The organism is Pseudarthrobacter raffinosi, assembly GCF_023913835.1.
In the GTDB taxonomy this organism is placed as follows: Bacteria; Actinomycetota; Actinomycetes; order Actinomycetales; family Micrococcaceae; genus Arthrobacter; species Arthrobacter raffinosi.
In genome coordinates, this window is the sequence record NZ_JAMXBG010000023.1 from 1 (window position 1) to 23867 (window position 23867).

Genomic DNA, 23867 nt, shown 5'->3' on the forward strand with positions numbered 1-23867 from the left:
ACACGCCAAGATCAGGCAGGACACGGTCGGTGAGAAGGACATAGAGTGTGGTCAGGAGAGTGTTTAGTTCGGGGTTCACATACCGGGTTTAACACTCTCCTGTGATCTCTCAAGACATCGGTGACAGTTCTGCCTCAGGACACTGGTGACAGTTGATGTCTCAGCACATCGGTGACAGTTCCTTCCGAAAGACGCGCGCTGCGAAAGCGGGTGAGGGACCTGCTGATCCCGACGTATCCGGTGCCTTCTGGTGGCCACGCGTATTCTGCGATGACCTCGCCCTCGGTGTTGGCGAACATGACACCCTCCTGGTCCCAGGCAGCAACGATGATTCGTCCGCTCATCCGCTTGGTCAGGGAGAACAGGGTTCTGTCAATATTGACGACGCCGTTGGAATAGACCCGGAGCTTCTGACTGCCGGTGACTGCCGGGTGGGAAATGCTGCCGGTGATTTTCTCGAACGCGCTGGTCTCGAGATCGGTTTCTGTCTCCAGGCCGGTCGTGGTGCTGTGGTCCGGTGCTATTCCGGTATCCACCACCGGTTCGGCAATGCTCAGAACCACTGGCACGGGTACGGGTGCGTTGGCTTCAAGAAGAACCGGGATTGGTTCCGGCCTGGGCGCTTCGGCGATAGCCGTGGCGTCCCATGCTTGCTGGGGTGTGGTGCGCCCGGGTAGCCCCTGATGCGGGCGCTGGGTGTTGTAGATCAAATCAAACCGGTCAACCATCTCCTGCAATCCTTGATATGTCGCGGCAAGGGGTTGCTTATCCAGCCACCGAAACAGGGTCTGATGGAAGCGTTCGTTCTTTCCCTGCGTGGTCGGCTTGTACGGTTTTCCGGTGATCGCCTTGACCCCGAGCGAGGTCACATAGGTGACCAACTGGCCTTCGACTCCACGACGCGAGGGATTCAGGGCCGCACCGTTATCCGTCAAGAGCCTTTGAGGTACCCCATGGGAGGCGATGCCCTTCTTCACGACTGCCAGGGCCGCCTCGCTCGTTTCACCGGAGGCCACGTGGGAAGCGACAGCGAGGCGTGAATGATCATCCTGCAGCTGGAAGATCACGCACTTACGCCCACCGGTGAGCACGTATTCCGTGGCATCCAGTTGCCAGCAGGCGTTCGGGGCCGGGTAGACGAACCGGCGGTACGAGGCCCGGGGCTTCTTCGCCGGTTCGGACCGGGCCACGTTCTTCTCGCGAAAGATCCGTGCCAGCGAAGCGGGCGAGGGTGCGTGCATGCCCAGGGCAATCATTTTGTCGTGCACGCTGATCGGCCCGTGATCCAGCCCGGAGGATTCCAGGGCGGCACGCACCTTCAGCGTGTCTTGCTTGAGGTCCTCGGACAGCCGGGTCGGTGAGGTCTTGGGGCGGCGTGAGCGGGGCTCCAAGACAGCGGCCTGTCCTTCATCCCGCGCCCTGGCCAGGATCGCATAGAACGTCTTGCGAGCGATGCCGTGCTCGGCGCAGAACGTGGTGACGGCACCTCGCGGTGCGTCATCGGGCCACTGGGCGATCGCGAGGCGGATACGGGNGCTGAGGTCGAACTGTCACCGATGTCCTGCGACATAACAGGTTTAACACTCTCCGCCTGACTTTAAAAGCCTCCACACCGCCGCAGACAATCGGAATTACTCATCTAGCCGGGCTGCGGTACTCCGCGCTAAGCGACGGCGAAGGGCCGCAACCCGGCGCTTCGCTTAGGCGCGCGGGACGACGTCCCCAACCTTCCCCTGTACCCAGTCGTGGAACGCTCCGATGTGGTGCTCGCTCGGCACCAGGACGCCGCCCTTGGCGTAGACCTTCGAGCCCATGGCCGGCTGGCAGCGCTCGCAGGCGTCGAAGTCCTGCTGGTTGACACGGTGGAACAGTTCCACCGAGGCGCTGACGTCCTTGCCGCTCTCCACGACACTGGGCAGGTACAGCCAGTCGCATTCCACGATGGTGTGGTCCGCGGCCATGGGGAACATGCGGTGGATGATCACGTGGTCCGGGACCAGGTTCACAAACACCGTGGGCTTGATGGTGATGGCGTAGTAGCGTCGGTCCTGGCCCTCCTCGATTCCCGGAATCAGGTCGAGCCCCTCGGAGCCATCGATGGTGAAGCCCTTGACGTCCTCACCGAACTCCGCGCCGTGCCCCACGAAGTACTGCGCAGCCAGGCCGTCCGCGAACTCCGGCAGGACCTCCGTCAGTTCCGGGTGGATGGTGGCGCAGTGGTAGCACTCCATGAAGTTCTCAATGATGAGCTTCCAGTTCGCCTTCACGTCGTAGCGGATGCGGCGGCCCAGGCTGAGGTTGGCCACATCATAGCCCTCGATCGCCTTCAGGTCGCCGAGCCGCTCCTCGATGGCGCCCATTACGTCCACTTCGAAAGACGGCGGCTCGTCCGCCAGGCACACCCAGACGTAGCCCAGGTATTCGCGGATGTGGACCTTCACCAGGCCGTACTCGTCGCGGTCGATATCCGGCATCTTGGTCAGGTTGGGCGCCGCGATGAGCTTGCCCTCGAAATCGTAGGTCCAGGCGTGGTACGGGCACTGGAATGAGCGCGCCGCTTCACCCTGCTCCTCCATGCACAGCTTGACGCCGCGGTGCCGGCAGATGTTGTAGAAGGCGCGGATCCCGCCCTTGCGGGTGCGGCTGATCAGCACGCTTTCCCGCCCGATCTGGACGGTCCGCCAGGCGCCCGGCTTGTCCAGGTCGGCCGAGCGGATGGCACAGAACCACATCTGCTCGAAGATCCGCTCCTGCTCTGCGCGGAACACGCCCTCATCCACATACGTGTGGCCGGGAAGGGTGGGGATCAGACTCGGGGCACTTACCTCAACAGACAATTTGTCCTCCTAACGAACAAAGATCAACTAACAACACAGGCCATAACGCGGGGTTTCAGGTTTGTAGCGGCGGAGCAGGGTTTTCAGGACACGACGGCGGCCCCCACGAGTCCGGGAACGTCCAGCCGGACGGGTGCTGCCACGCCGGGTGCCGCGGCAGGTGCCGCGAGGCTGCGCCGCCACTTGGTAAACAGCCGCGGCTGGTTCATGCCGAGGACCGCCACAGCGACATCATCGCGGTAGTAGACGGCGAGGCAGCAGTGCGCGTTGACGTCGCCCACTTCGATCTCCACCCGGTCGTAGCCGGCGGAACGGCCGGCGAACTGCAGCTTCACGCCGTACTGGTCGGACCAGAAATAGTGCGGCTTGGCCGGGCGGGGCGCGGCGTCGGCATCCAGGAGTGCTTCGACGGCGATGGCGGCACGCTCCAGGGCGCCGGTCCAGTGTTCAATCCGGCGGTGCGTGCCCGTTGCCTGGTCGAACCAGGCGGCGCAGTCGCCCACGGCCACGATTCCCGGCATGCCGGTCCGTCCCATGGCGTCGCACAGCACGCCGCCGCGCAGCTCCAGGCCGGAGCCCTCCAGCCAGCCGGTGTTGGGCTCGGCTCCAATGCCAACCACGACGACGTCGGCGGCCACGTAGCGTCCTCCGGCCAGTCGGATTCCGGTGACGTTGCCTTCGCCGCTGTAGAAGTCCTCGATCACGGCAGAGGAAATGAGCTCCACTCCGTTGACGGCGTGCAGGCCGGCAACCACGCCGCCCATCTCGGTTCCGAGCTGCGCGGCGAACGGCACGGGCTTGGTGTCGATCATGGTCACTTCCATGCCCCGCGACGCGGCGGCTGCGGCAACTTCGGCGCCGATGAAGCCGGCACCGATCACGGCCATCCTGCTTCCGGGCACCAGCTCGGGGGCAAGGCTCTGTGCGTCCGCGAGCGTGCGGAGCGTAAAGACATTGCTGAGACCGGCCAGCGTGGGCAGTCGCCGCGCCCTGGCGCCCGTCGCGATCACGATGCCGTCCGACTGTATGGTGCGGCCGTCCTTAAGGTGGATGGTCCGGGACGACGCATCCAGGGAAACGGCCTCGGCACCCAGCACCCACTCGGCCGCCAGCTCGTCGGCGTCGGTCTCCAGGAAGAGGTCCTCTGCCGAGATCGCGCCGAGCAGGAAGTCCTTGGACAGCGGCGGGCGGTCGTACGGCCGGTGGGGCTCATCGCCGATGATGACCAGCCGTCCGGTAAAGCCTTGGGCGCGGGCCGCCCGGGCGGCGGAAAGACCCGCCAGGGAGGCTCCGATAATCGCAAGCGTCTGCATCAATACGGCCTCTTTCAATTGCTTCTTACGCAACAACAATCGCTATATGCAACAGCGTGATCTATGCCACGGTCACTGTCAAGGGTGGAAAGCCAGGAAGTCGGGAGGCCGCAACAGAAGGAAAAACCCTTGACAAGTGCTGTGAGCTACCCCACTCTGTTGCTTATGGCGATTGCTGTTGTTCACTACGGAACTTAGCGGCCATCGCGGCAGACACAAGGGTCCCCGAAGAAACAAGAGGTCCACCCATGCACAAGGCATGCCCGCTCAGTGAACTGGCTCCCGGGGAAGCGCTGCGGCTCAATACGTCGCCGCCCATCGCCGTCTTCCACACCGAGGAAGGCGAGCTCTTTGCCATCGACGACACGTGCACCCACCAGGACGCCTCGCTGGCGGACGGCTGGGTGGAGGACTGCTGGGTGGAATGCCCGCTGCACGCCTCCAGGTTCAACCTGCGCACGGGAAGCGTCGACGCGCCGCCGGCCAAGCTGCCGGTGCGCTCCCACGAAGTAACAGTGATCGACGGCGACATCATGGTCACCGAATCCGCGGAGGTCCCCAACCTTCCCCCAGGCCTGACAGTGGACGGCCACGTCTAGCACCAGCCCATGCATCCGAACAAAAGGACGTGCTCATGGCTTTGAACAGCGACACCCGCGCGGTCAACGAAATCCGCGTTGATACAGACTCCCTTCCGATAACCGGCCACCATCAGCTCGCGGAGGCCGAGGACACCGAACAAATAATTCAGGAACTGCGCCAGACCCGGTCCGAACAGGCTGTAGCGGAACGGCGGAACCGTAAGCTCACCCTCGACAAGGCCACCTTCGGCATCACCGGTGCCCTCGCCCTGGCGTTTGTGGCCTGGGGTTTCCTCGGCAGGGACAGCCTGTCCGCCACCTCGACACTCGCCCTCGACTGGGTCATGGAGTACACCGGCTGGCTCTTTATGGTCCTGGCCTCGTTGTTTGTGGTCTTTGTCCTCTGGCTGGCGCTCGGAAAATGGGGCAACATCCCGCTGGGCAAGGACGGGGAAAAGCCTGAGTTCAGGACGGTCTCATGGGTCTCCATGATGTTTGCCGCGGGCATGGGCATCGGCCTCATGTTCTACGGCGTGGCCGAACCGCTCTACCACTACATCTCTCCGCCCCCCGGAACCGTGGACGGCAGGACACCGGCCGCCATCCAGACGGCCATGGCCACCTCGATCTTCCACTGGACACTGCACCCGTGGGCCATGTACGCCGTCGTGGGCATCGCCATGGCCTACGGCACCTACCGTCTGGGCCGCAGGCAGCTGATCTCCGCAGCGTTTACTTCGCTGTTCGGCATCAGGACTGTGGAAGGGCCTGTGGGGAAGTTCATCAACATCCTCGCGATCTTTGCCACGCTCTTCGGCACGGCCGCTTCCCTCGGCCTAGGTGCACTGCAGATCGGCAGCGGCCTGACATCGAACGGCTGGATCGGCGAAATCGGCACCCCCGTCCTGGTGGCTATCGTCGCCATCCTGACGGCCTGTTTCGTTGCCTCGGCTGTCTCCGGCATCAGCCGCGGCATCCAGTGGCTGTCCAACATCAACATGGTCCTGGCCGTGATCCTGGCGCTCATCGTCTTCATCGCCGGGCCAACCCTGTTCATCCTCAACCTCATCCCCGCCGCAGTAGGAGACTACGCCAGAGATCTGGCCGAAATGTCCTCCCGCACGGAGGCCGTCGGTGACGAGGCGTTGCGCAAGTGGATGTCCGGCTGGACCATCTTCTACTGGGCTTGGTGGGTATCCTGGACGCCTTTTGTCGGCATGTTCATCGCCCGGATCAGCCGGGGTCGAACGATCCGCCAGTTCGTTACCGGCGTCCTGCTGGTCCCCAGCATCGTCAGCGTCATCTGGTTCGGAATCTTTGGCGGAACCGCCTTCCATGTCCAGCAGGAAGCGGACAAGGCGGGCACGCCCGGCCTGGTGTCCATGGCTAACGGAACGCCTTCCATATCCTTCGACGGCGCCCTCTTCGACCTGGTAAAGAACATGTCCATGCCTGCCTGGCTGACCACGGCGGTCATTATCCTGGCCATGGTCCTGGTGGCCATTTTCTTCATCACCGGAGCCGACTCGGCGTCGATCATCATGGGGTCACTGAGCTCCAATGGGTCCTCCGATCCGAAACGAGGCCTCGTGATTTTCTGGGGCCTCCTCACCGGTGCCGTGGCGGCGGTCATGCTGCTGGCCGGCGGCGACGAGCCCTCGGAAGCACTGTCCGGTCTACAACGCATCACCATTGTGGCGGCGCTGCCGTTCGTTCTGGTCATGCTGCTGCTGTGCTTCGCCCTCGTCAAGGACCTGCGCCGGGACCCAATGTCCCTCAGGCGCCGGCTGGCGGACTCAGTGGTAGAACGTGCCATCCGCGAGGGCGTAGACCAGCATGGGGGAGTCCAGTTCGACCTGGTGACCAGGCATGAGTGCGGCGGTCGCTGTTCAGCCGACAGCCCATGTCCTGGCGACGCCACCAAGCCCACACCGGCACTTTAGGAGAACTTCGTGACCACCATCATTGAAAGCCGCCCTCCGCGCAGCGTCACGGCCGTTGCGGGTGCCGCGACGGCCGCCGCCAAAACCCGTCGCGCCGAATTTGTCCTCACCCTGTCCTGCCCCGAACAGCCCGGCATCGTCCGGGCCGTGACGGCCTTCCTGGCAGACCGCGGCTTCGACATCGTGGAGCACCAGCAGTTCGACGACCACGTCAGCGGCAATCTGTACCTGCGCACGGCCTTCACCGGCGGCTCCGGCGCCGGCGACCGGGCCCGCCCGGATCCTTGTTTGGGCGGGCTCGACCAGCGGAACCCCAGCACCGCGGAGAGCCTCACCGCAGAGTTCGCGCCGACGGCCCACGAATTCGGGATGGATTTCAGCATCCACGACGGCAGGCCGCAGCGGCTGCTGGTGATGGTCTCGAAGTTCGGGCACTGCCTGAACGACCTGATTTTCCGCTGGCAGGCGGGCAGCCTGGGTGCGGAGATCGCCGTCGTGGTTTCCAACCACGAGGACCTGCGCGCCATGGCCGAATCGGCTGGGCTGACGTTCATCCATGTCCCGGTGACGGCGGGCACTAAACCTGAAGCGGAGGCCCGGCTGCTGGAACTCGTGGCCGAGTACAACGCGGACCTGGTGGTCCTGGCCCGCTACATGCAGGTGCTGTCCAACGACCTGTGCACCAGCCTGCGCGGCCGGGCCATCAACATCCACCATTCGTTCCTGCCCGGCTTCAAGGGTGCCAAGCCGTATCACCAGGCCTACGACCGCGGCGTGAAGCTCGTCGGGGCAACGGCGCACTACGTGACGCCCGACCTCGACGAGGGCCCCATCATCGAGCAGGAGGTCTTCCGGGTGGACCACAGCCTGGATGCCGAAGCCCTGGTGACCGTGGGTAGGGACGCCGAAACGCAGGCCCTGTCCCGCGCCGTGAAGTGGCATTGCCAGCACCGAGTCCTGCTCAACAACACCCGCACCGTCGTATTCCGCTAACGCGAACACCCTCCAAGCCAAACAGGAGAACCACTTATGAGCGCATCACCACGCGTTGTCATCATCGGCGCCGGCATCGTCGGCACCAACCTCGCGGACGAACTCGCCACCCGCGGCTGGACCAACATCACCGTTGTGGAACAGGGGCCGCTGGAGCTGGCCGGCGGTTCCACCTCGCACGCCCCCGGCCTCGTCTTCCAGACCAACCCGTCCAAGACCATGACGGAATTCGCCAGCTATACGGTGGACAAGCTGCTCTCCCTCAGCGCCGACGGAGTGCCCTGCTTCAACCAGGTGGGCGGGCTTGAGCTTGCCACCACCGAGGCCCGGCTCCAGGACCTCAAACGCAAGCTCGGCTACGCCACCTCCTGGGGTATCGAAGGCCGGATCATCGACCCCGACGAGTGCGAGAAGCACTACCCGCTGCTGAACACCGGCGCACTTGCCGACGGGCGCCGCGTCCTGGGCGGCCTTTACGTCCCGAGCGACGGCCTGGCCCTCGCGGCCCGCGCGGTCCAGCTGCTGATCAGCCGCGCACGGCAGGCAGGCGTGACATTCCTCGGCTCCACCGCCGTGACCGGGATCGAACAGGCAGGCGGCAAAGTCACCGGCGTCGAAACAGCCGACGGCGTGATCCCGGCGGACATCGTGGTGTCCTGCGCCGGCTTCTGGGGCCGCGAACTCGGCAAGCTGGTGGGACTGAAGGTCCCGCTGCTGCCGCTGGCGCACCAGTACGTCAAGACCACGCCGCTGAACGAGCTGCGCGGCCTCAACGATCTTCCCAACGGGGCCAGCAAGCCCATCCTGCGTTACCAGGACCGCGACCTGTACTTCCGTGAGCACGGTAGCCGGATCGGCATCGGCAGCTACGCACACAAGCCGATGCCCGTGGACATGGACCAGCTGCCCCGCGTTGGCGCGGAGGAGATGTCCGATCACCGTATGCCTTCCCGCCTGGACTTTACGCTGGAAGACTTCGCACCCGTCTGGGAGGACTGCCAGGACCTGCTGCCGGCCCTGCACGCAACCCAGATCAATGACGGCTTTAACGGCATTTTCTCCTTCACCCCGGACGGCGGACCGCTCATGGGCGAGTCGCCCGACGTCGGGGGCTTCTTTGTTGCCGAGGCGGTCTGGGTTACGCACTCGGCCGGCGTGGCCAGGGCGATGGCCGAGCTGCTGATCGAGGGCCAGTCCCGCACGGACCTGCACGGCTGCGAGCTCAACCGTTTCGAGAAGGTCCAGACGTCCGACCAGTACGTCAGCGAAACGTCGCAGCAGAACTTCGTGGAAATCTACGACATCCTGCACCCGCTGCAGCCCAAGGAATCTCCGCGGGACCTGCGCGTCAGCCCGTTCAACGCGCGGCAGAAGGAACTCGGGGCGTTCTTCCTGGAGTCCGCCGGCTGGGAGCGTCCGCACTGGTTCGAGGCCAACCGCGGCCTGCTCGAGGAGCTGCCGGCGGAATGGCAGGCGCCGGAGCGGGACGAGTGGGCGGCGATGTTCCATTCCCCCATCTCCGCGGCCGAAGCATGGAGGACGCGCACCGCCGTCGGGCTTTACGACATGACGCCGCTGAAGCGGCTGGAAGTCAACGGGCCGGGCGCCCAGGCGCTGCTGCACCGCCTGAGCACCGGCAATATCGCCAAGAAGCCGGGTGCGGTTACGTACTGCCTGCTGCTGGCGGACGACGGCGGCATCCGCAGCGACGTGACGGTGGCCCGGCTCGCGGAGGAACAGTTCCAGCTGGGTGTAAACAGCAACGTGGACTTCGACTACCTGCGCGTCGAAGCCAGGAGGCAGTCAGCCGCGGATCCGGCCCAGTGGGTCCACGTCTCCGACATCACCGGCAGCACGTGCTGCATCGGGCTGTGGGGACCGCTGGCCCGCGAGGTGATCGGGAAAATCAGCGCGGACGACCTCAGCAACGACGGCCTGAAGTACTTCCGGACCAAGGAAATTTCCGTGGGCGGCATCCCCGTCACGGCCATGCGGCTCTCCTATGTCGGTGAGCTTGGCTGGGAGCTGTACACCACTGCCGAGTACGGGCTGAAGCTGTGGGACCTTCTGTTTGAGGCAGGGCAGGAGCACGGCATCGTCGCGGCCGGGCGCGGCGCGTTCAACAGCATGCGGCTCGAGAAGGGCTACCGGCTGTGGGGCGCGGACATGACGTCGCAGCACCAGCCCTACGAGTCCGGCCTGGGCTTCTCGATCGCCAAGGACAAGACGGGCTTCGTGGGTTGGGAGGCGCTGGCCGCACGCAAAGAGCAGCCCGCCACGCGGGCGCTGCGGTGCCTGACGGTCGACGACGGCACGTCCGTTGTGCTGGGCAAGGAACCCGTGTACGTCAACGGCGAGCCTGCCGGGTACGTCACCAGCGCTGCGTACGGCTATTCGGTGCGCAAGCCGATCGCGTACGCCTGGCTGCCGGCGTCGGTCTCTGTTGGGGACTCGGTGGAGGTTGAGTACTTCGGGAAGCGCATCGCCGCGACCGTCACGGCCGAGCCGCTGTTCGATCCCGGCATGGAGCGCCTGCGCGGCTGAGCAAAAACCCCGGGGGTTGCCGCCTGGGCTCGGTGGTTGAGCTTGTCGAAACCCGGCAGGCTCAACCATGTCGCTTGAATGTCAGACCCTCCCACGAGGATTGATGCATGGGAAGCGGAGCGGTGGCGAAGGCATTTGCGGATATTTGCCTGGACATTCTTGCCTGGACCGCCGGGTCGGAGCCGCGGTTTGCCGCGTTGAAGGCCCAGGCTGCGGCGAAGTACACGGACAATATTCACTCGATGGCACCTCCCGCCGCGTCAGCGCAGGCGCAGGAGGCATCGGTGGCAGCCGAGATCGCGTGCGTCCTGACAATCGGGCCGCGCGCGGCGAGTGTGTTGCTGTCCGAGTCCCACGAGCTCACCACCCGTGGCTGCCCTGCCGGGGAAATGCCCGCCTCCCGGTTCCGCCACAAAGCCCGCATCTGGCGCGAACGCCACCACACGGAGAGCATCGAGAAGCGCCACGCCAAAGGCGTCCTGGACCGGCGGGTGTAATACACGCCGGACAAGGACGGCATGGCCTGGCTCGCGGCGTATTTGCCTGCCGACCAGGCGGCAGCGATCTGGAACCGCACCACCGCCCTCGCGCGTGGTCTGCAGGGCCCCGACGAGAACCGCAACCTCACCCAGCTCCGCTCCGACACCTTCGCCACCGCACTCCTCGGCGGCGGCCGTAGTCTTGGCCACGGTGGGGACGCGGGGAACCCCGGGAAAGTCCCCACGCCCCGGGCCGAGGTCTTGGTGACGGTGCTGGTGTTCTCCCTGCTCGGCGCCACCGATGAACCAGCCATGCTCGACGGGTACGGCCCGATCCCACCGTCCATGGCTGGGGACCTCGTCGCCAACGGAGCAGACTCGTTCTACCGGGTCCTGGTTGACCCGCGGGACGGGTCCTCGCTGGAGATCGGCCGCAAGAGTTGCCGGCCCAGCAAAGCGATGCGGCGGTGGCTGCGGATGCTGGACGGCCGGTGCCCTTCCCGGGATGTTCCAACCAGTCCCTGGACAACGAAGCGGACCACGTCGTGGCCTGGCATCAGGGCGGAACCACCGGCGTATCGAATTTGGGCCAGTCATGTCCCCGACACCACCGGCTCAGACACACCAGCGCCTGGAGACCCACCCCAGCAGCCAAAAACGAGCCACCCCGCTGGATTTCACCCTCCGGCCGGCACTACAAGAGCGAACACCAGGACTGGGAACCACCTCACTGGCCCCGGTGAACAAAAACCGGAACCCAAACCGGAGCTGAACTCGGTGCTGACATCAGACGGGCGCCTAGCATCGCGTGAAGGCCGCGGTCACCCCGACTTTGTCCACAATGCACTCTCCCTGGGAGAGAAAGGCTTGGAGCGTTTCCTCCACGCCGCCGTCTGACGAGTGCCCGAAAGCAGTGTGTTCCCGCCTCGACTCGGCTGAGCACTTGAACGAACGTGGAGGCAGGCCGCTGGTGTTTCCTCGGCTCTTTGGCCGTAGCCATGGTTGCCGCGGGCCGGAACGGGTACAACTTAGTGATGACGACTTCCCTGGTGCTTGGTCCCATGATGCGGTATGTGGATGAGACCTCGGCGAGCATCTGGGTGGAGACCCGGAGCGATTCCCGCGTCACCGTCCGGGCCGGACAGCAGAGCTGGGCGGCGCGTACTTTCGCGGTGCACGGCCACCATTACGCGCTGGTGGAGGCGGACGGAATTGAGCCAGGATCAGTGCTTCCCTACACCTTGGAAATCGGCGGCGTGCAGGTCTGGCCTGAGCCGGGCACCGGGTTTCCGCCGCCGGTGATCGCGACGCTGAAGCCCGGCAAGCCGCTGCGCATGGCCTACGGGTCCTGCCGCACCAGTGTCCCGCACGACGAGTCCGGCAACCGGACGCACGGCGTCGACTCGCTCCGCGCCTACGCACTGGCGATGGCCTCCGGCGGCGACCTGCCGTGGCCGGACCTGGTGGCCTTCCTCGGAGACCAGGTGTACGCCGACCTGACCAGCGAACAGATGCAGCAGTTCATCCGCGCCCGCCGCGACATCAGTGCACCGCCTGGTGAGGAGCTCAAGGACTACGAGGAGTATGCGCACCTCTACAATCTCGCGTGGTCCGACCCGGCGAACAGATGGCTGCTGTCCACCCTGCCCAGCGCCATGATCTTCGACGACCACGACATCCGCGACGACTGGAACGCTTCACTGAGCTGGAAGAGGAGCATGGAAGCCACCTCGTGGTGGCATGAGCGGATAGTTTCGGGGCTGTCCTCCTACTGGGTCTACCAGCACCTGGGCAACCTGTCGCCGCAGGACCGGCTTACCGATGCCATCTGGCAGCGGATCGCCCGGCACCGGAGCGAGGCTGAGCTCGACCTCAGCGCGGAACTGGACAGCTTCGCTGAACGCGCAGACCGGGACCCGGAATCCTACAGGTGGAGCTTCTGCCGGGATTTCGGGGACACACGGCTGATAGTGGTTGACTCCCGAGCCGCCAGGAACCTGGTGCCGGAAGCCCGCGCCCTGCTTGATGATGAGGAGATGGCCTGGCTCGACGGCCGGATGCGCGGCGGATTCCGCCACGTGCTGGTGGCAACGTCGCTGCCTTTCCTGCTGCCGATGGGCCTGCACCACGTCGAGTCGTGGAATGAGGCCGTTTCGGAAGGCGCGTGGGGGAAGTGCGCCGCCCGGGTCGGCGAGAAGCTGCGCCAGGCGGTGGACCTGGAACACTGGGGCGCCTTCCAAAAAAGCTTCCAGGAGGTGGCCGTCATGACCGCCGAGGTCGCGGATGGCAAGCGCGGCCCGTCACCGGAGACAGTCACGTTCCTGTCCGGGGACGTGCACTTCTCCTACGTCGCGGAGGTGAAACGCTCCTCGGGCAGCCGGATCATGCAGGCAGTCTGTTCCCCGATCCGGAACCCTCTTCCCCGGCTGATGAGATACTTCGGGGCCGCCATGGCCTACGGCCTGGCTGCGCCGATTGGGGGCCTGGTGGCCCGCTCGGCGCGTGTGCCGGACCCGCCGTTCCGTTGGACACGCGTCGAGGGACCCTGGTTCAACAACAACCTGGCCAGCCTGGAGATTGTCCCGGAAGGGCTGAAACTGTGGTGGCAGACAGGCGTCGTGGAAGACGGCGACGAATTGCACCCACGGCTCGAGACTGTGGCATCCTTCACCGTGGCGTCCCGGAGGGAAAGCAGGAGCCGATTTAGTGGGCGGGGTTTTGATAGGCTCAACCGCCGCCGGGCGGCACGAAGCTAGGCCGCCAGCCACACCCTGCCTTCGAGGTACCGCACGCACGTGCCGGAGAGCAGGGTGCGCTCACCTTCCACACGGCAGAGCACGGTCCCGCCGCGCGCCGAAAGTTGGCGGGCGGACAGGACCGTGCTGCCCAGCCTGCCGGCCCAGAGCGGTGCCAGCTGGGAGTGCGCCGAGCCGGTCACCGGGTCCTCGGCAATGCCTGCCCGGGCACCGAAGAACCGGGAGACGAAGTCGTGGCCGGTTCCATAACCCTCCGCCGTGACGACGACGCCCCGCACCGGCAGCTTCGCAAGCGCCACAAAGTCGGGGGTCAGCGTGCGCACGGTCTCGGCATCCTTGACGACATGGATGAGGTCGGTTGCCAGGAAGGCCTCGAGAGCCGGGACCCCGAGGGCTTCTGATACGGAGGGGTCGACGGCCACGGGTTCAGGGACCTCGGAAGGGAAGTCCAGGATGAAGCCGTCACCGTCGCGCTCTACAAACAGCCAGCCGCTGCGGCTCCAGAATTGCAGCCGCTTGGCGTCCGGGTGAACGTCCGTGAAGAGGTACGACGCCGTGGCCAGGGTCGCGTGCCCGCAGAGGTCCACTTCAATGGCCGGCGTGAACCAGCGGAGGTGGTAGGCGGGCTGCGAGGAGTCGAAGGGCGTGGCTTCGTACGGGATCGCGGCAACGATAAAGGCCGTCTCGGAGAGGTTGTTCTCCTCGGCCAACTGCTGGAGGACACCGTCAACCAGCCAGCCCTCCAAAGGCATTACGGCTGCTGGATTCCCCTCGAAGGGCTTGGTGGCGAAGGCGTCGATCTGGATCAGGGGTATATGCATGCCTTTCACCGTAGCGGCAAACTGGACTGCAAAGTTAGAGCCAGTTTGAAGAAGTGGCCTGCTTGCCCAGGCCTGGGCAAGCAGGCCCGGGCTCAGCCGCCGGCGTGCGGCACGAAGCGGACGAACATTGCCTTGAAGCCGGGGGTGTTGGATTCCCTGGCGACGTTTTCCTTGTGGACCAGGGCGTTGGCTTCGGGGAAGTATGCGGCGGCGCAGCCCTTGGCTGTGGGGTAGGCGACCAGGCGGAACTTGTCCGCCTGCCGGTCGTGGCCGCGGAAGGTGCTGACGACGTCCACGAGGTCCCGGTCCTGGAAGCCGAGTTCTGCCAGGTCTTCGGGGTGGACCAGGATCACACGGCGGCCGCCCGAAATCCCCCGGTACCGGTCGTCGAGGCCGTAGAAGGTGGTGTTGTACTGGTCGTGGCTGCGGATGGTCTGGAGGACCAGGTGCCCGTCGGGCGGGGTGAGGTATTCGAGCGGGCTGACCGTGAAGCGGCCCCGGCCGATGTCGGTCTTGAACGAGCGGGTGTCCCGTGGCGGGTTGGGCAGTACAAAGCCGTTTTTGGTCCTGACCCGGGTGTTGAAGTCCTCGAACCCGGGCAGGACGCGGGAGATGTGGTCCCGGACCACGTCGTAGTCCCCGGCCATGGCCTTCCAGTCCACGAGGTGGTCCGGCCCGAAGGTCGCCTCGGCCATCCGCGCGACGATTACCGGTTCGGCGAGCAGGTGCTCGGAGACGGGCGCCAGCCTGCCCTGGGTGGAGTGGACCACGGACATGGAGTCCTCCACGGACAGGAACTGGGCGCCCTTGGGGTGCTTGTCGTCCTTATCGGTCCGGCCGAGGGTGGGCAGGATCAGCGACGTGCGCCCGTGGACCACGTGGGACCTGTTCGGCTTGGTGGAGACGTGTACGGTCAGGCCGATCCGCTGCATACCGGCTTCCAGCGCCTGCGTGTCGGAGCCGGCGAGTGAGAAGTTTCCGCCCATGGAGACGAAGACGTCGACGTCGTTGCGGTCGAAGGCTTCCATGGTTTCGACGGCGTCATAGCCGTGGGGGCGGGGCGAGTTGATCCCGAACTCGGTGTCGAGGGCGTCCAGGAGCCAGTCCTTGGGTTTTTCCCAGATGCCCATGGTCCGGTCGCCCTGGACGTTCGAGTGCCCGCGGACCGGGCAGGCCCCGGCGCCGGGCTTGCCGAAGTTGCCCTGCAGGAGCAGGACGTTGACCATTTCCTTGATGGTGTCCACCGAGTGCGGCTGCTGCGTGACGCCGAGGGCCCAGCAGAAGATCGTGGCCTTGGACCGGATCAGCATCCCGGCCACGGTTTCGATCTGTTCCCGGGGCAGGCCGGTGGCCTTTTCGGTTTCGGCCCAGTCCAGCTCCTCACGGGCGTCTCGGTAGGCGTCGAACCCGTCGGTTTGCGCGTCAACAAAGGAACGATCGACGACGGTGCCCGGGTTGCGTTCCTCCGCCGCCAGGAGCAGGTGGCCCAGTGCCTGGAACAGGGCCAGGTCTCCGCCGACCTTGATCTGCAGGTACTCATCGGCCAGCGGCGTTCCGCCGCCGACGACGCCGGAGACGGTCTGAGGGTCCTTGAAGTTGAACAGCCCGGCTTCCGGCAGCGGGTTGACGGCCACCACCTTGCCGCCCTTGTCCTTGCATTCCTTCAGGGCTGAGAGCATCCGGGGGTGGTTGGTGCCGGGGTTCTGCCCCACGACGAAGATGAGCTCGGAGTCGTGGATGTCCTCCAGGGACACGGTGCCCTTGCCGATGCCGATGGTCGGGTTCAGCGCCGAGCCGGAGGACTCGTGGCACATGTTCGAACAGTCGGGCAGGTTGTTGGTGCCCAGGGCCCGCGCGAACAGCTGATACATAAACGCCGTCTCGTTCGCGGTGCGGCCGGAGGTGTAGAAGACGCACCGGTCCGGGGTGGAGGCCCGAATGTGTTCGCCTACCAGTTCGAACGCTTCGGCCCAGGAGATCGGCGAATAGTGGGTCTCCCCTTCGCGGATCACCACCGGTTCGCTCAGCCGGCCCTGATTGCCGAGCCAGTACTCCGTTTTCCCCGAGAGTTCGGCGATGGAGTGCGTGGCCCAGAACTCGGCACCGACCGTGCGGAGGGTGTTCTCCTCAGCCACCGCCTTGGCACCGTTCTCGCAGAACTCGGCCGCTTTGCGCTTCGTGGCCGATTCCGGCCACGCACAGCCGGGGCAGTCGAACCCGCCCTGCTGGTTCAGCCGCAGCAGGGACTGCGCCGTCCGGGTCACCCCGGCCTGGGCCACCGCGCGTTCGAGGGCAACCATGACGGCCTTGACTCCGGCCGCTTCCGTTTTGGGCTTGTGGACTTCGAGGTTGTCCTCGTTGATGTCCTCAACGGGGGCGGGCTGCTTGCCGAACTTCACTGAACCGACCTTCATTGGACTGCTTTCACTGGATCACATGGGTGTTACTGGGCTGGTCTCACTAGGCCAGCTGCGCCAGGGTCTCCTGTTCGGCCCCGATGGTGGTGTTGTCGCCATGGCCGGTGCGGACCACAGTCCCGGGCGGAAGGATGAGCAGGCGTTCCCGGATGGAGGCGAGGATCGTGGGGTAGTCGCTGAAGGACCTGCCAGTGGCGCCCGGACCGCCGTTGAACAACGTATCTCCCGTGAAGATCGTCCCTTCGCGCTCCAGCAGGAAACACGTGGAGCCGGGGGAGTGGCCGGGCGTGTGGATGGCCTTCAGGCTGGCGCCGCCCACCGCGAACACCTCGCCGTCACTGATGCTGTGGTCTGGCTGCTGGTCCGGGTAGACCTGCTCCCAGAGCACCAGGTCGCCCGGGTGCAGGTAGATGGGCGCTTGCACGGCCTCGGCCACGGCACGCGCGGCGCCGATGTGGTCGTTGTGCGCGTGGGTCAGCAGGATGGCCAGGACCTTCCGGCCCCGGACCTGGCTGATGATTGCGGCGGCGTCGTGCGGGCAGTCGATGATCACGCATTCATCGTCGTTGCCCACGATCCAGACGTTGTTGTCCACGTCCCAGGTGCCGCCGTCGAGCGCAAAAGTGCCCGAGGTGACCAGGTTTTCGATGGTGACTTTCATGAGAGCTCCTTCAGGGACTGAATTTCAACCACCGAGCGCAGGACTTTGCCCTCGTGCATCTTGGCGAAGGCTTCCTCCACCTGGTCAATGGTGATGCGCTCGGTGACGAAGGCGTCCAGGTCCAGGTTGCCCTGTTTGTAGTGCGCCACCAGCATCGGGAAATCACGGGAGGGCAGGCAGTCGCCATACCAGGAGGACTTCAGCGACCCGCCCCGGCCAAAGACGTCCAGGAGGGGCAGCTCAAGCAACATGCCCGGCGTCGGGACGCCCACCAGCACCACCCGGCCGGCGAGGTCGCGGGAGTAGAACGCCTGCTTGTACGTTTCAGGACGGCCGACGGCGTCAATCACCACGTCCGCTCCGTTGCCGTTCGTGAGGGCCCGGATGGCCTCGATGGGGTCTTCGGTGCTGGAGTCCACGCCGTGGGTGGCCCCGAGGGAGGTGGCCATGGCCACCTTGTTGGCGTCGATGTCCACGGCGATGATGGTGGTGGCGCCGGCCAGCTTGGCACCCGCGATCGCGGAGATGCCTACCCCGCCGCAGCCGATCACCGCCACGGACTCGCCGCGCTTGACCTCGCCGGTGTTGATGGCCGCGCCGATGCCTGCCATCACGCCGCAGCCGAGCAGGCCGACGGCGGCGGCATCGGTGTCGTCGTCAATCTTGGTGCACTGCCCGGCGGCTACCAGGGTCTTTTCCGCGAAGGCGCCGATGCCCAGCGCCGGGGAGAGCTCCGTGCCGTCCTCGAGCGTCATCTTCTGCGTGGCGTTGTGCGTGTCGAAGCAGTACTGCGGCTGGCCCTTGGCACATGCCCTGCACTCACCGCAGACAGCGCGCCAGTTCAGGATCACGCGGTCGCCGGGAGACACCTCTGTGACGCCCGGACCCACGGCGCTGACCACACCGGTGGCCTCGTGGCCCAGAAGGATGGGGAAATCGTCGGTGATTCCGCCCTGCTTGTAGTGCAGGTCGGTGTGGCAGACCCCGCACGTGAGGATGTCCACCAGCGCCTCCCCCGGACCGGGGTCCGGGACCAGGATGGTCTCCACCGATACCGGGGCATTCTTTTCCTTGGCGATGACCGCCTTGACTCTGTGAACCATTAGCTGGTGTTCCTTTCCTGAGTCCAGGGACTCCTGGGCGACGGCGCTCCGGGCAATCCAGCCGGCCCGTCTGGTTCAAAGGGTTCTCATGCCGCAGCTCCGAGAGCCCCCAACCGCTGGTTGCCGACCTGACGTTATTGCGTATTACACAACACGGTGCACATAGCGCGTACTCGAAATATGTCAGCCGCCACGGAGGGTGTCAATAGATCCCTCGTGTGCTGCGTTCGTCCACAGTCCAAGTTGGGGTGTTGGACTCACGCCACTGTCGCAACATGATTTCATCCTATGCAACAGACCGCAATGTTCTCTCCTGCTGCGCGCTGCCGGGAAGTCAGACGCTGACCTTTCCGGGATCCATGTGCCGAGCCACAAAATAACCATTGACTGTGTTGCTCATCACGCTTAGTCTGTTGCAACAGCGTTGCGCTGATTGCAACCCCAAACAACTTGGTGGATACATGAGTAACGAAACTTCCTCTCCCGCTCGTGCGGGAAGCCCCGGCCCTCAACCACATGGTGTACATGACGGGCCCCGGGCCGGCCGCAGCACAATGAGCGGCCAGAATTTTGAACCGGCTGACAACGTGGTCAGCAAAGAAACACGCCGCAGAGTCATTGCGGCCAGCTTCATCGGCAACTTCGTAGAGTGGTTCGATTACGCCGTTTACGGCTATCTTGCCGTAACGATCGCGACAGTCTTTTTCCCTGAATCAGATCCCCAAACCGGGCTTCTGCTGACCTTCGCCCTGTTTGCGATTTCATTCCTGGTGCGCCCGCTCGGCGGGTTCGTCTGGGGCCACATCGGTGACAGGGTGGGCCGGCGGACAGCGCTGTCCCTCTCGATCTTGATCATGTCAGGAGCAACCTTCTGCATAGCCCTCATTCCGGGCTATGCCACGATCGGCATCTGGGCTCCCATCCTGCTTCTGGTCATCCGGGTAGCGCAGGGCTTCTCCGCTTCTGGTGAATATGCTGGAGCGTCGGCCTTCCTGGTCGAGTACGCTCCCGCCAACAAGCGCGGCCTATACGCCGCGGTTGTTCCCGCCAGTACCGCGGCCGGACTGCTCCTCGGCTCCCTGATTGCAGGCCTGTTGACAGTCCTTCTGAGTTCCGATGCCATGCAAAGCTGGGGTTGGCGCCTGCCGTTCCTGCTCGCAGCCCCGATGGGACTGATCGGCCGCTACATCCGGACCAAGCTCGAAGACACCCCGGTGTTCCGCGAGCTGGCAACGGAGGACCAGGCAATCAAGGCACCCGTGTCCAGCCTGTTCCGGAACCACTGGCGGCAGCTGCTGCAGGCCGTCGGAGCCGTGCTGCTCAACGCCGTCGGGTTCTACGTCATCCTCAGCTACATGCCCACCTATCTGTCCTCGGAACTGGGCCTTGGCGAAACCGAATCGTTCCTTGCGACGACCATCGCACTGGTTACGTACATCGGCTTTATCTTCCTGACCGGGATGCTTTCGGACCGTTACGGACGCAAGAAGGTGCTTATCAGTGCATCCATCGCATTCATTGTGCTGACCGTTCCCGCCTTCGCGCTGCTGGGAACCGGGAATTTCCTGGTCATCGTCCTGGTCCAGATCCTGCTGGGCGCGATGCTCACCCTCAATGACGGAACACTTCCCAGCTTCCTGGCCGAAATGTTCCCCACCCGCGTCCGCTACAGCGGCTTCGCGGTCAGCTTCAACCTCTCCAACGCGCTGTTCGGCGGTACCGCCCCGTTCATGGCCACGCTCCTGATCGCCGCCACCGCAAGCGATCTGGCCCCCGCCTGGTACCTCGTCGCTGCGGCTGTCATCTCGCTGATCGCCGTTTCACTGTCCAGGGAAACGTGCAAAGAACCGCTGCGCCACGAATAGCCCACCTCTTTCAACAGCTTCTCCCCTCAAGTAAATGCATCACCCAAATACGTCACGTAAATGCATCGCAGAAAGGCACCACCACAATGACCACCACAGCATCTGAAAACGCCACCTCCGTCGCCGAACTGGAGCGTCTGAAGGTCCTCAACAACGGCCAGAAGGTCTCCCTGACCTTCTCCGACGCCGAATTCGAGCGGCGCATTGCCGGTCTTCGCCGGATCATGGCCGAGAAGGACCTGGACGCCGTCGTCCTCACCAGCTACCACTCCATCAAGTACTACTCCGACTTCCTGTTCACCACCTTCGGCCGCTCCTACGGCATGGTGGTCACCAAGGATGACACCGTCACCGTCACAGCCAACATCGACGCCGGCATGCCCTGGCGCCGCAGCTACGGCGACAACCTGGTCTACACGGACTGGCGCCGGGACAACTACATCTTCGCCATCCAGGAAGTCCTGCGGACCCGCGGCATCAACCCGCGCCGCCTCGGCGTCGAGGACGACTCGCTGCCGCTGGACAACCGCAACAAGATCCAGGCCGCCTTCTCCGGCGCGACGCTCGTGGACGTGGCGCAGGCAGCGATGCGCCAGAGGATGATCAAGTCAGCGGAGGAAATCGAGGTCATCAAGCACGGTGCCCGGATCGGCGACCTCGGCGGCGAGGCCATCCGCAACGCCATCACGGCCGGCATCACGGAGTACGAGGTCGCCCTGATCGGCACCGAGGCGATGGTCCACGAGATCGCCAGGACGTTCCCCAACTCCGAAATCCGGGACACCTGGGTCTGGTTCCAGTCCGGCATCAACACGGACGGCGCCCACAACTGGGCCACAACCCGCAAGGTCCAGGAACACGACATCCTGTCCCTGAACTGTTTCCCCATGACCAGCGGGTACTACACGGCACTGGAGCGCACGCTGTTCTACGGCGAACCCGATGCCCGCTCCCTGGAACTGTGGAACATCAACGTGGAGGTCCACAAGCGCGGACTTGAGCTGATCAAACCCGGCGCCGTGTGCAAGGACATCGCCGCGGAGCTCAACGAGATCTACGTGGGCCACGGGCTCCTCGCCAACCGGACGTTCGGCTACGGACACTCCTTCGGTGTCCTCAGCCACTACTACGGCCGCGAAGCCGGGCTGGAGCTCCGCGAGGACATCGACACCGTGCTGGAGCCGGGCATGGTGGTTTCCATGGAGCCCATGATTACGGTCCTGGATGGCCAGCCGGGCGCCGGCGGCTACCGCGAGCACGACATCCTGGTGGTGGGCGAAGGCGGCGCCGAGAACATCACCAAGTTCCCGTTCGGCCCCGAGTACAACATCATCGGAGCTTAACCCCGGTGGTTGAGCCTGCCGAAACCCTGACAAGCTCAACCACGGCCCCGGGGAGCGGCGCCGTGTCTGACGCGGCGCCGCTTTCCGCTGACTATGCGCAATGATAGTGAGCATCATGACCACACCGGATTCTATTGACACCAACGGCAGCGACACCAACGGCAAGGGCGATACCAAGGGCGCCTCTGTCATCGTCAACGCCATCGCCGTCCTTCGATCATTCACGGCCGACGAGCCGTTGCTTGGCGTGACGGAGATCGCCAACCGGGTGGGCCTGCACAAGAGCACCGTGTCAAGGATCCTGGCAACCTTCGAACAGGAAAACCTCGTGGAACGCGATGCGGACACGCGCCGTTTCCGGCTCGGACTGGGCCTGATCGCCGTCGCCGGTCCGTTGCTGGCCGAACTGGAGGAGCGGCGTGTCGCCTATCCCGTCCTGCGCGAACTCACGGAACTGACGGGCGAAACCAGTGCCTTGATGATGTGGGAGGGCAACGAGTCGATCTGCGTGGAGCAGATTGCCAGCCGCCACCAGATCAAGCACACTGCGCCGCTGGGGGCCCGCTACAGCGACGCGTTGAGTTCCTCGGTTCAGGTGTTCCTTGGAATCCAACCGGAGGAGAGGGTGCGTGCCCTCCTGCGCAGCGGAGCAATTACCTACCCCGGGCTGGACGAGGCCTCCCTTGAGGACTATCTGCTCCGCCTTAAGGACGACTCCCGCCGCGGGTGGGCTATCAACTACGGCGAGTCCTCCTTGGATGAAGTCGGCGTCGCCGCCCCCGTCTACGATCACCGCGGCGACCTTGTGGCAGCAGTCCTCATCCCGGCCCCGCGGTTCCGGGTCTCCAAGGAGCGCCTGCAGAGCCTCGGCGAATCCTGCAGGGCAGCGGCGGACAAAGTCACCGCACGGCTGGGCGGCAAGGCACCCGGCACCATCAAACGCTCTCTCACTTAACGCAGGAAAATCACCAACGCTCTCTCACTTGCCTCAAGAAAGCGAGAGAGCGTTCGGCGAAAAGTGGCATCAAGTGAGAGAGCGTTCGGCGAAAAGTGGCATTAAGTGAGAGAGCGTTTGGCCCGCTAGGGATCCTCGGGGCGGGATGGATCCCCAGACCCAAGCTCGTCCGAATAGGGCGCGCGGGGGCCGGCGTGGTCATTGAACAGTTCGTTTGCCGCCATGGCCAGGAGGTCCCGTTGCAGTTCGGGGAGCGAGAGAAGCCCCTGCAGGTAGGCCTCCACTTCATACTCACCGACCGAACCGCCGATGCCGAAGTAGTAAAGCCACAGGTCACCCGTGCTGACTTGTGCTGCTGCCAGTGCTGCTTGGAGCCTGCGGCGTTGCTCCCATTCGCTGCTATCGAAGCCCATCACTACTGCCTCTGCGCGGGTCGGAGGCCACCCCGGCCAGGACAATGGCGCTGACTTCCATAAGCGTGCTGCGCGTCGCGCGGGCCTGCCGCATCAGCTGCTGCAGGGCGGAGTCCTCGGTGATGGTGTGGCGCTCCATGAGGATTCCGCAGGCCCGGTTAATCAGGTCCCTGCTGTAGAGAGCCGATTGAAGGCTGTCACTGATGCGTTCCGGAGTTTCGGCAGTCTGGATATGCGACAGAAGGGTGGCCGCGGGGGAGGCAAAAAGCTCCATGAGGGCAGCGGTGGCATCTTCAAAGGCGCCGGGGGAGGCGGCGTAAATCTTCATTGCACCTATGGCCTGCCCGTCGGCAATCAGCGGGGTGCTGATCACTGAGCGGATTGGCAAGTCAACGACGGCGGCGCTCCAGTTTGGCCAGCGGGCTTCAGTTGCAACGTCATGGATGAGGATGCTCTCTTGGGTGGCCCAGGCTGTCAGGCAGGGCCCCTGGACCAGTTCATACTGAAGGGCGTCGGCGCGTTCCACCACGCTGTCGGTAGATCCGGAGCTGACCGGGCGGGCATGGGGATCAAGCATTGAGACACCTGCCCCAAGAGTCCCCGGGATGGAATCCCTGACGGCGCGGGAGAGATGCTGGACGGCGTGGTCCACTTTTTCTTCCGTGAGGAGCAGCCCCATAATCCTGCCCAAGGCAGTGGATAGTTCATCCAGGGGATACTTCTTGATCATGCTTTTTGCCTCCGGCCATTCTGCGTGACCGGCCTCCGGCGTGCCGGATGAGCCTGTTTGTGACCGTTCAGCGCTTCAGGTAAAGCCTAACGTGCGCGGTGGGCTGCGGACCC

The 23867-nt window shown here is 64.7% G+C and carries 17 protein-coding genes and 1 pseudogene; 9 read left to right on the forward strand and 9 right to left on the reverse strand.

The window, feature by feature from the left end; all coding sequences use genetic code 11:
- Window positions 1-134: 134 nt before the first annotated feature.
- The 3 genes from NG697_RS18105 to NG697_RS18115 all read right to left on the reverse strand — a co-directional run bounded on the left by NG697_RS18105 (window position 135) and on the right by NG697_RS18115 (window position 4150).
- Window positions 135-1529 (reverse strand): integrase core domain-containing protein, encoded by a 1395-nt coding sequence (locus NG697_RS18105; protein ID WP_445260452.1) that lies wholly within the window; start codon window positions 1527-1529, stop codon window positions 135-137.
- Between the two features lie 171 nt (window positions 1530-1700).
- Window positions 1701-2837 (reverse strand): aromatic ring-hydroxylating oxygenase subunit alpha, encoded by a 1137-nt coding sequence (locus NG697_RS18110; protein ID WP_252602940.1) that lies wholly within the window; start codon window positions 2835-2837, stop codon window positions 1701-1703.
- A gap of 83 nt (window positions 2838-2920) precedes the next feature.
- Window positions 2921-4150: an NAD(P)/FAD-dependent oxidoreductase gene (locus tag NG697_RS18115; RefSeq protein WP_252614887.1), complete on the reverse strand. Its 1230-nt coding sequence runs from the start codon at window positions 4148-4150 to the stop codon at window positions 2921-2923.
- 248 nt (window positions 4151-4398) lie between these two features.
- Between NG697_RS18115 and NG697_RS18120 the strand changes: the two genes are divergently transcribed.
- The 6 genes and pseudogenes from NG697_RS18120 to NG697_RS18145 all read left to right on the forward strand — a co-directional run bounded on the left by NG697_RS18120 (window position 4399) and on the right by NG697_RS18145 (window position 13446).
- A complete protein-coding gene (locus NG697_RS18120) occupies window positions 4399-4749 on the forward strand; it encodes a bifunctional 3-phenylpropionate/cinnamic acid dioxygenase ferredoxin subunit (protein WP_252614864.1) in 351 nt (116 codons plus the stop codon).
- A gap of 35 nt (window positions 4750-4784) precedes the next feature.
- A complete protein-coding gene (locus tag NG697_RS18125; protein WP_252614865.1) occupies window positions 4785-6674 on the forward strand; it encodes a BCCT family transporter in 1890 nt (629 codons plus the stop codon).
- 9 nt (window positions 6675-6683) lie between these two features.
- Window positions 6684-7667: a formyltetrahydrofolate deformylase gene (gene purU, locus NG697_RS18130; RefSeq protein WP_252609415.1), complete on the forward strand. Its 984-nt coding sequence runs from the start codon at window positions 6684-6686 to the stop codon at window positions 7665-7667.
- A gap of 36 nt (window positions 7668-7703) precedes the next feature.
- Window positions 7704-10211: a GcvT family protein gene (locus tag NG697_RS18135; RefSeq protein ID WP_252602932.1), complete on the forward strand. Its 2508-nt coding sequence runs from the start codon at window positions 7704-7706 to the stop codon at window positions 10209-10211.
- A 107-nt stretch (window positions 10212-10318) separates the two neighbouring features.
- Window positions 10319-11427: pseudogene (locus NG697_RS18140) on the forward strand (HNH endonuclease signature motif containing protein); the annotation flags it as partial.
- A gap of 297 nt (window positions 11428-11724) precedes the next feature.
- Window positions 11725-13446, forward strand: a complete 1722-nt coding sequence (locus NG697_RS18145) for an alkaline phosphatase D family protein (protein ID WP_252614866.1) — start codon at window positions 11725-11727, stop codon at window positions 13444-13446.
- Here NG697_RS18145 and NG697_RS18150 read toward each other — a convergent pair.
- The 4 genes from NG697_RS18150 to NG697_RS18165 form a co-directional block, all read right to left on the reverse strand.
- Window positions 13443-14267, reverse strand: a complete 825-nt coding sequence (locus NG697_RS18150) for a PhzF family phenazine biosynthesis protein (RefSeq protein WP_252602928.1) — start codon at window positions 14265-14267, stop codon at window positions 13443-13445. The genes NG697_RS18145 and NG697_RS18150 overlap by 4 nt on opposite strands.
- A gap of 92 nt (window positions 14268-14359) precedes the next feature.
- Window positions 14360-16681, reverse strand: a complete 2322-nt coding sequence (locus NG697_RS18155) for an FdhF/YdeP family oxidoreductase (protein ID WP_252602926.1) — start codon at window positions 16679-16681, stop codon at window positions 14360-14362.
- 46 nt (window positions 16682-16727) lie between these two features.
- Window positions 16728-17345: an MBL fold metallo-hydrolase gene (locus tag NG697_RS18160; protein WP_252614867.1), complete on the reverse strand. Its 618-nt coding sequence runs from the start codon at window positions 17343-17345 to the stop codon at window positions 16728-16730.
- Window positions 17342-18448 carry an S-(hydroxymethyl)mycothiol dehydrogenase gene (locus tag NG697_RS18165; protein ID WP_252614868.1) on the reverse strand — a complete coding sequence of 369 codons (1107 nt, stop codon included), beginning with the start codon at window positions 18446-18448 and terminating at the stop codon, window positions 17342-17344. Before NG697_RS18165 ends, NG697_RS18160 begins: the two co-directional genes overlap by 4 nt.
- A 554-nt stretch (window positions 18449-19002) precedes the next feature.
- On the opposite strand from NG697_RS18165, the gene NG697_RS18170 reads away from it, so the two are divergent.
- The 3 genes from NG697_RS18170 (at window position 19003) to NG697_RS18180 (ending at window position 22611) form a co-directional block, all read left to right on the forward strand.
- Entirely contained in the window at window positions 19003-20313 is a 1311-nt protein-coding gene (locus tag NG697_RS18170; protein ID WP_252602918.1) for an MFS transporter, read from the forward strand.
- An 86-nt stretch (window positions 20314-20399) separates the two neighbouring features.
- Window positions 20400-21656: an aminopeptidase P family protein gene (locus NG697_RS18175; protein ID WP_252602914.1), complete on the forward strand. Its 1257-nt coding sequence runs from the start codon at window positions 20400-20402 to the stop codon at window positions 21654-21656.
- A 115-nt stretch (window positions 21657-21771) separates the two neighbouring features.
- Entirely contained in the window at window positions 21772-22611 is an 840-nt protein-coding gene (locus NG697_RS18180) for an IclR family transcriptional regulator (protein ID WP_252602912.1), read from the forward strand.
- A 125-nt stretch (window positions 22612-22736) separates the two neighbouring features.
- On the opposite strand, the gene NG697_RS18185 is transcribed toward NG697_RS18180, so the two are convergent.
- Together NG697_RS18185 and NG697_RS18190 are read right to left on the reverse strand one after the other, a co-directional pair.
- A complete protein-coding gene (locus NG697_RS18185) occupies window positions 22737-23024 on the reverse strand; it encodes a hypothetical protein (RefSeq protein ID WP_252601835.1) in 288 nt (95 codons plus the stop codon).
- The gene (locus NG697_RS18190) at window positions 23011-23754 is read right to left on the reverse strand and encodes a GAF and ANTAR domain-containing protein (RefSeq protein WP_252614870.1); all 744 of its coding nucleotides are present in this window, start codon (window positions 23752-23754) and stop codon (window positions 23011-23013) included. The genes NG697_RS18185 and NG697_RS18190 overlap by 14 nt, the downstream gene beginning before the upstream one ends.
- Between the last annotated feature and the right edge of the window lie 113 nt (window positions 23755-23867).

Coding starts and splice junctions, on each gene's coding strand:
- NG697_RS18175 (WP_252602914.1), top strand. CDS start 20,400: ATGACCACCACAGCATCTGAAAACGCCACCTCCGTCGCCGAACTGGAG.
- NG697_RS18160 (WP_252614867.1), bottom strand. CDS start 17,345: ATGAAAGTCACCATCGAAAACCTGGTCACCTCGGGCACTTTTGCGCTC.
- NG697_RS18150 (WP_252602928.1), bottom strand. CDS start 14,267: ATGCATATACCCCTGATCCAGATCGACGCCTTCGCCACCAAGCCCTTC.
- NG697_RS18180 (WP_252602912.1), top strand. CDS start 21,772: ATGACCACACCGGATTCTATTGACACCAACGGCAGCGACACCAACGGC.
- NG697_RS18190 (WP_252614870.1), bottom strand. CDS start 23,754: ATGATCAAGAAGTATCCCCTGGATGAACTATCCACTGCCTTGGGCAGG.
- NG697_RS18135 (WP_252602932.1), top strand. CDS start 7,704: ATGAGCGCATCACCACGCGTTGTCATCATCGGCGCCGGCATCGTCGGC.
- NG697_RS18165 (WP_252614868.1), bottom strand. CDS start 18,448: ATGGTTCACAGAGTCAAGGCGGTCATCGCCAAGGAAAAGAATGCCCCG.
- NG697_RS18185 (WP_252601835.1), bottom strand. CDS start 23,024: ATGGGCTTCGATAGCAGCGAATGGGAGCAACGCCGCAGGCTCCAAGCA.
- NG697_RS18120 (WP_252614864.1), top strand. CDS start 4,399: ATGCACAAGGCATGCCCGCTCAGTGAACTGGCTCCCGGGGAAGCGCTG.
- NG697_RS18155 (WP_252602926.1), bottom strand. CDS start 16,681: ATGAAGGTCGGTTCAGTGAAGTTCGGCAAGCAGCCCGCCCCCGTTGAG.
- NG697_RS18170 (WP_252602918.1), top strand. CDS start 19,003: ATGAGCGGCCAGAATTTTGAACCGGCTGACAACGTGGTCAGCAAAGAA.
- NG697_RS18115 (WP_252614887.1), bottom strand. CDS start 4,150: ATGCAGACGCTTGCGATTATCGGAGCCTCCCTGGCGGGTCTTTCCGCC.
- NG697_RS18125 (WP_252614865.1), top strand. CDS start 4,785: ATGGCTTTGAACAGCGACACCCGCGCGGTCAACGAAATCCGCGTTGAT.
- NG697_RS18145 (WP_252614866.1), top strand. CDS start 11,725: ATGACGACTTCCCTGGTGCTTGGTCCCATGATGCGGTATGTGGATGAG.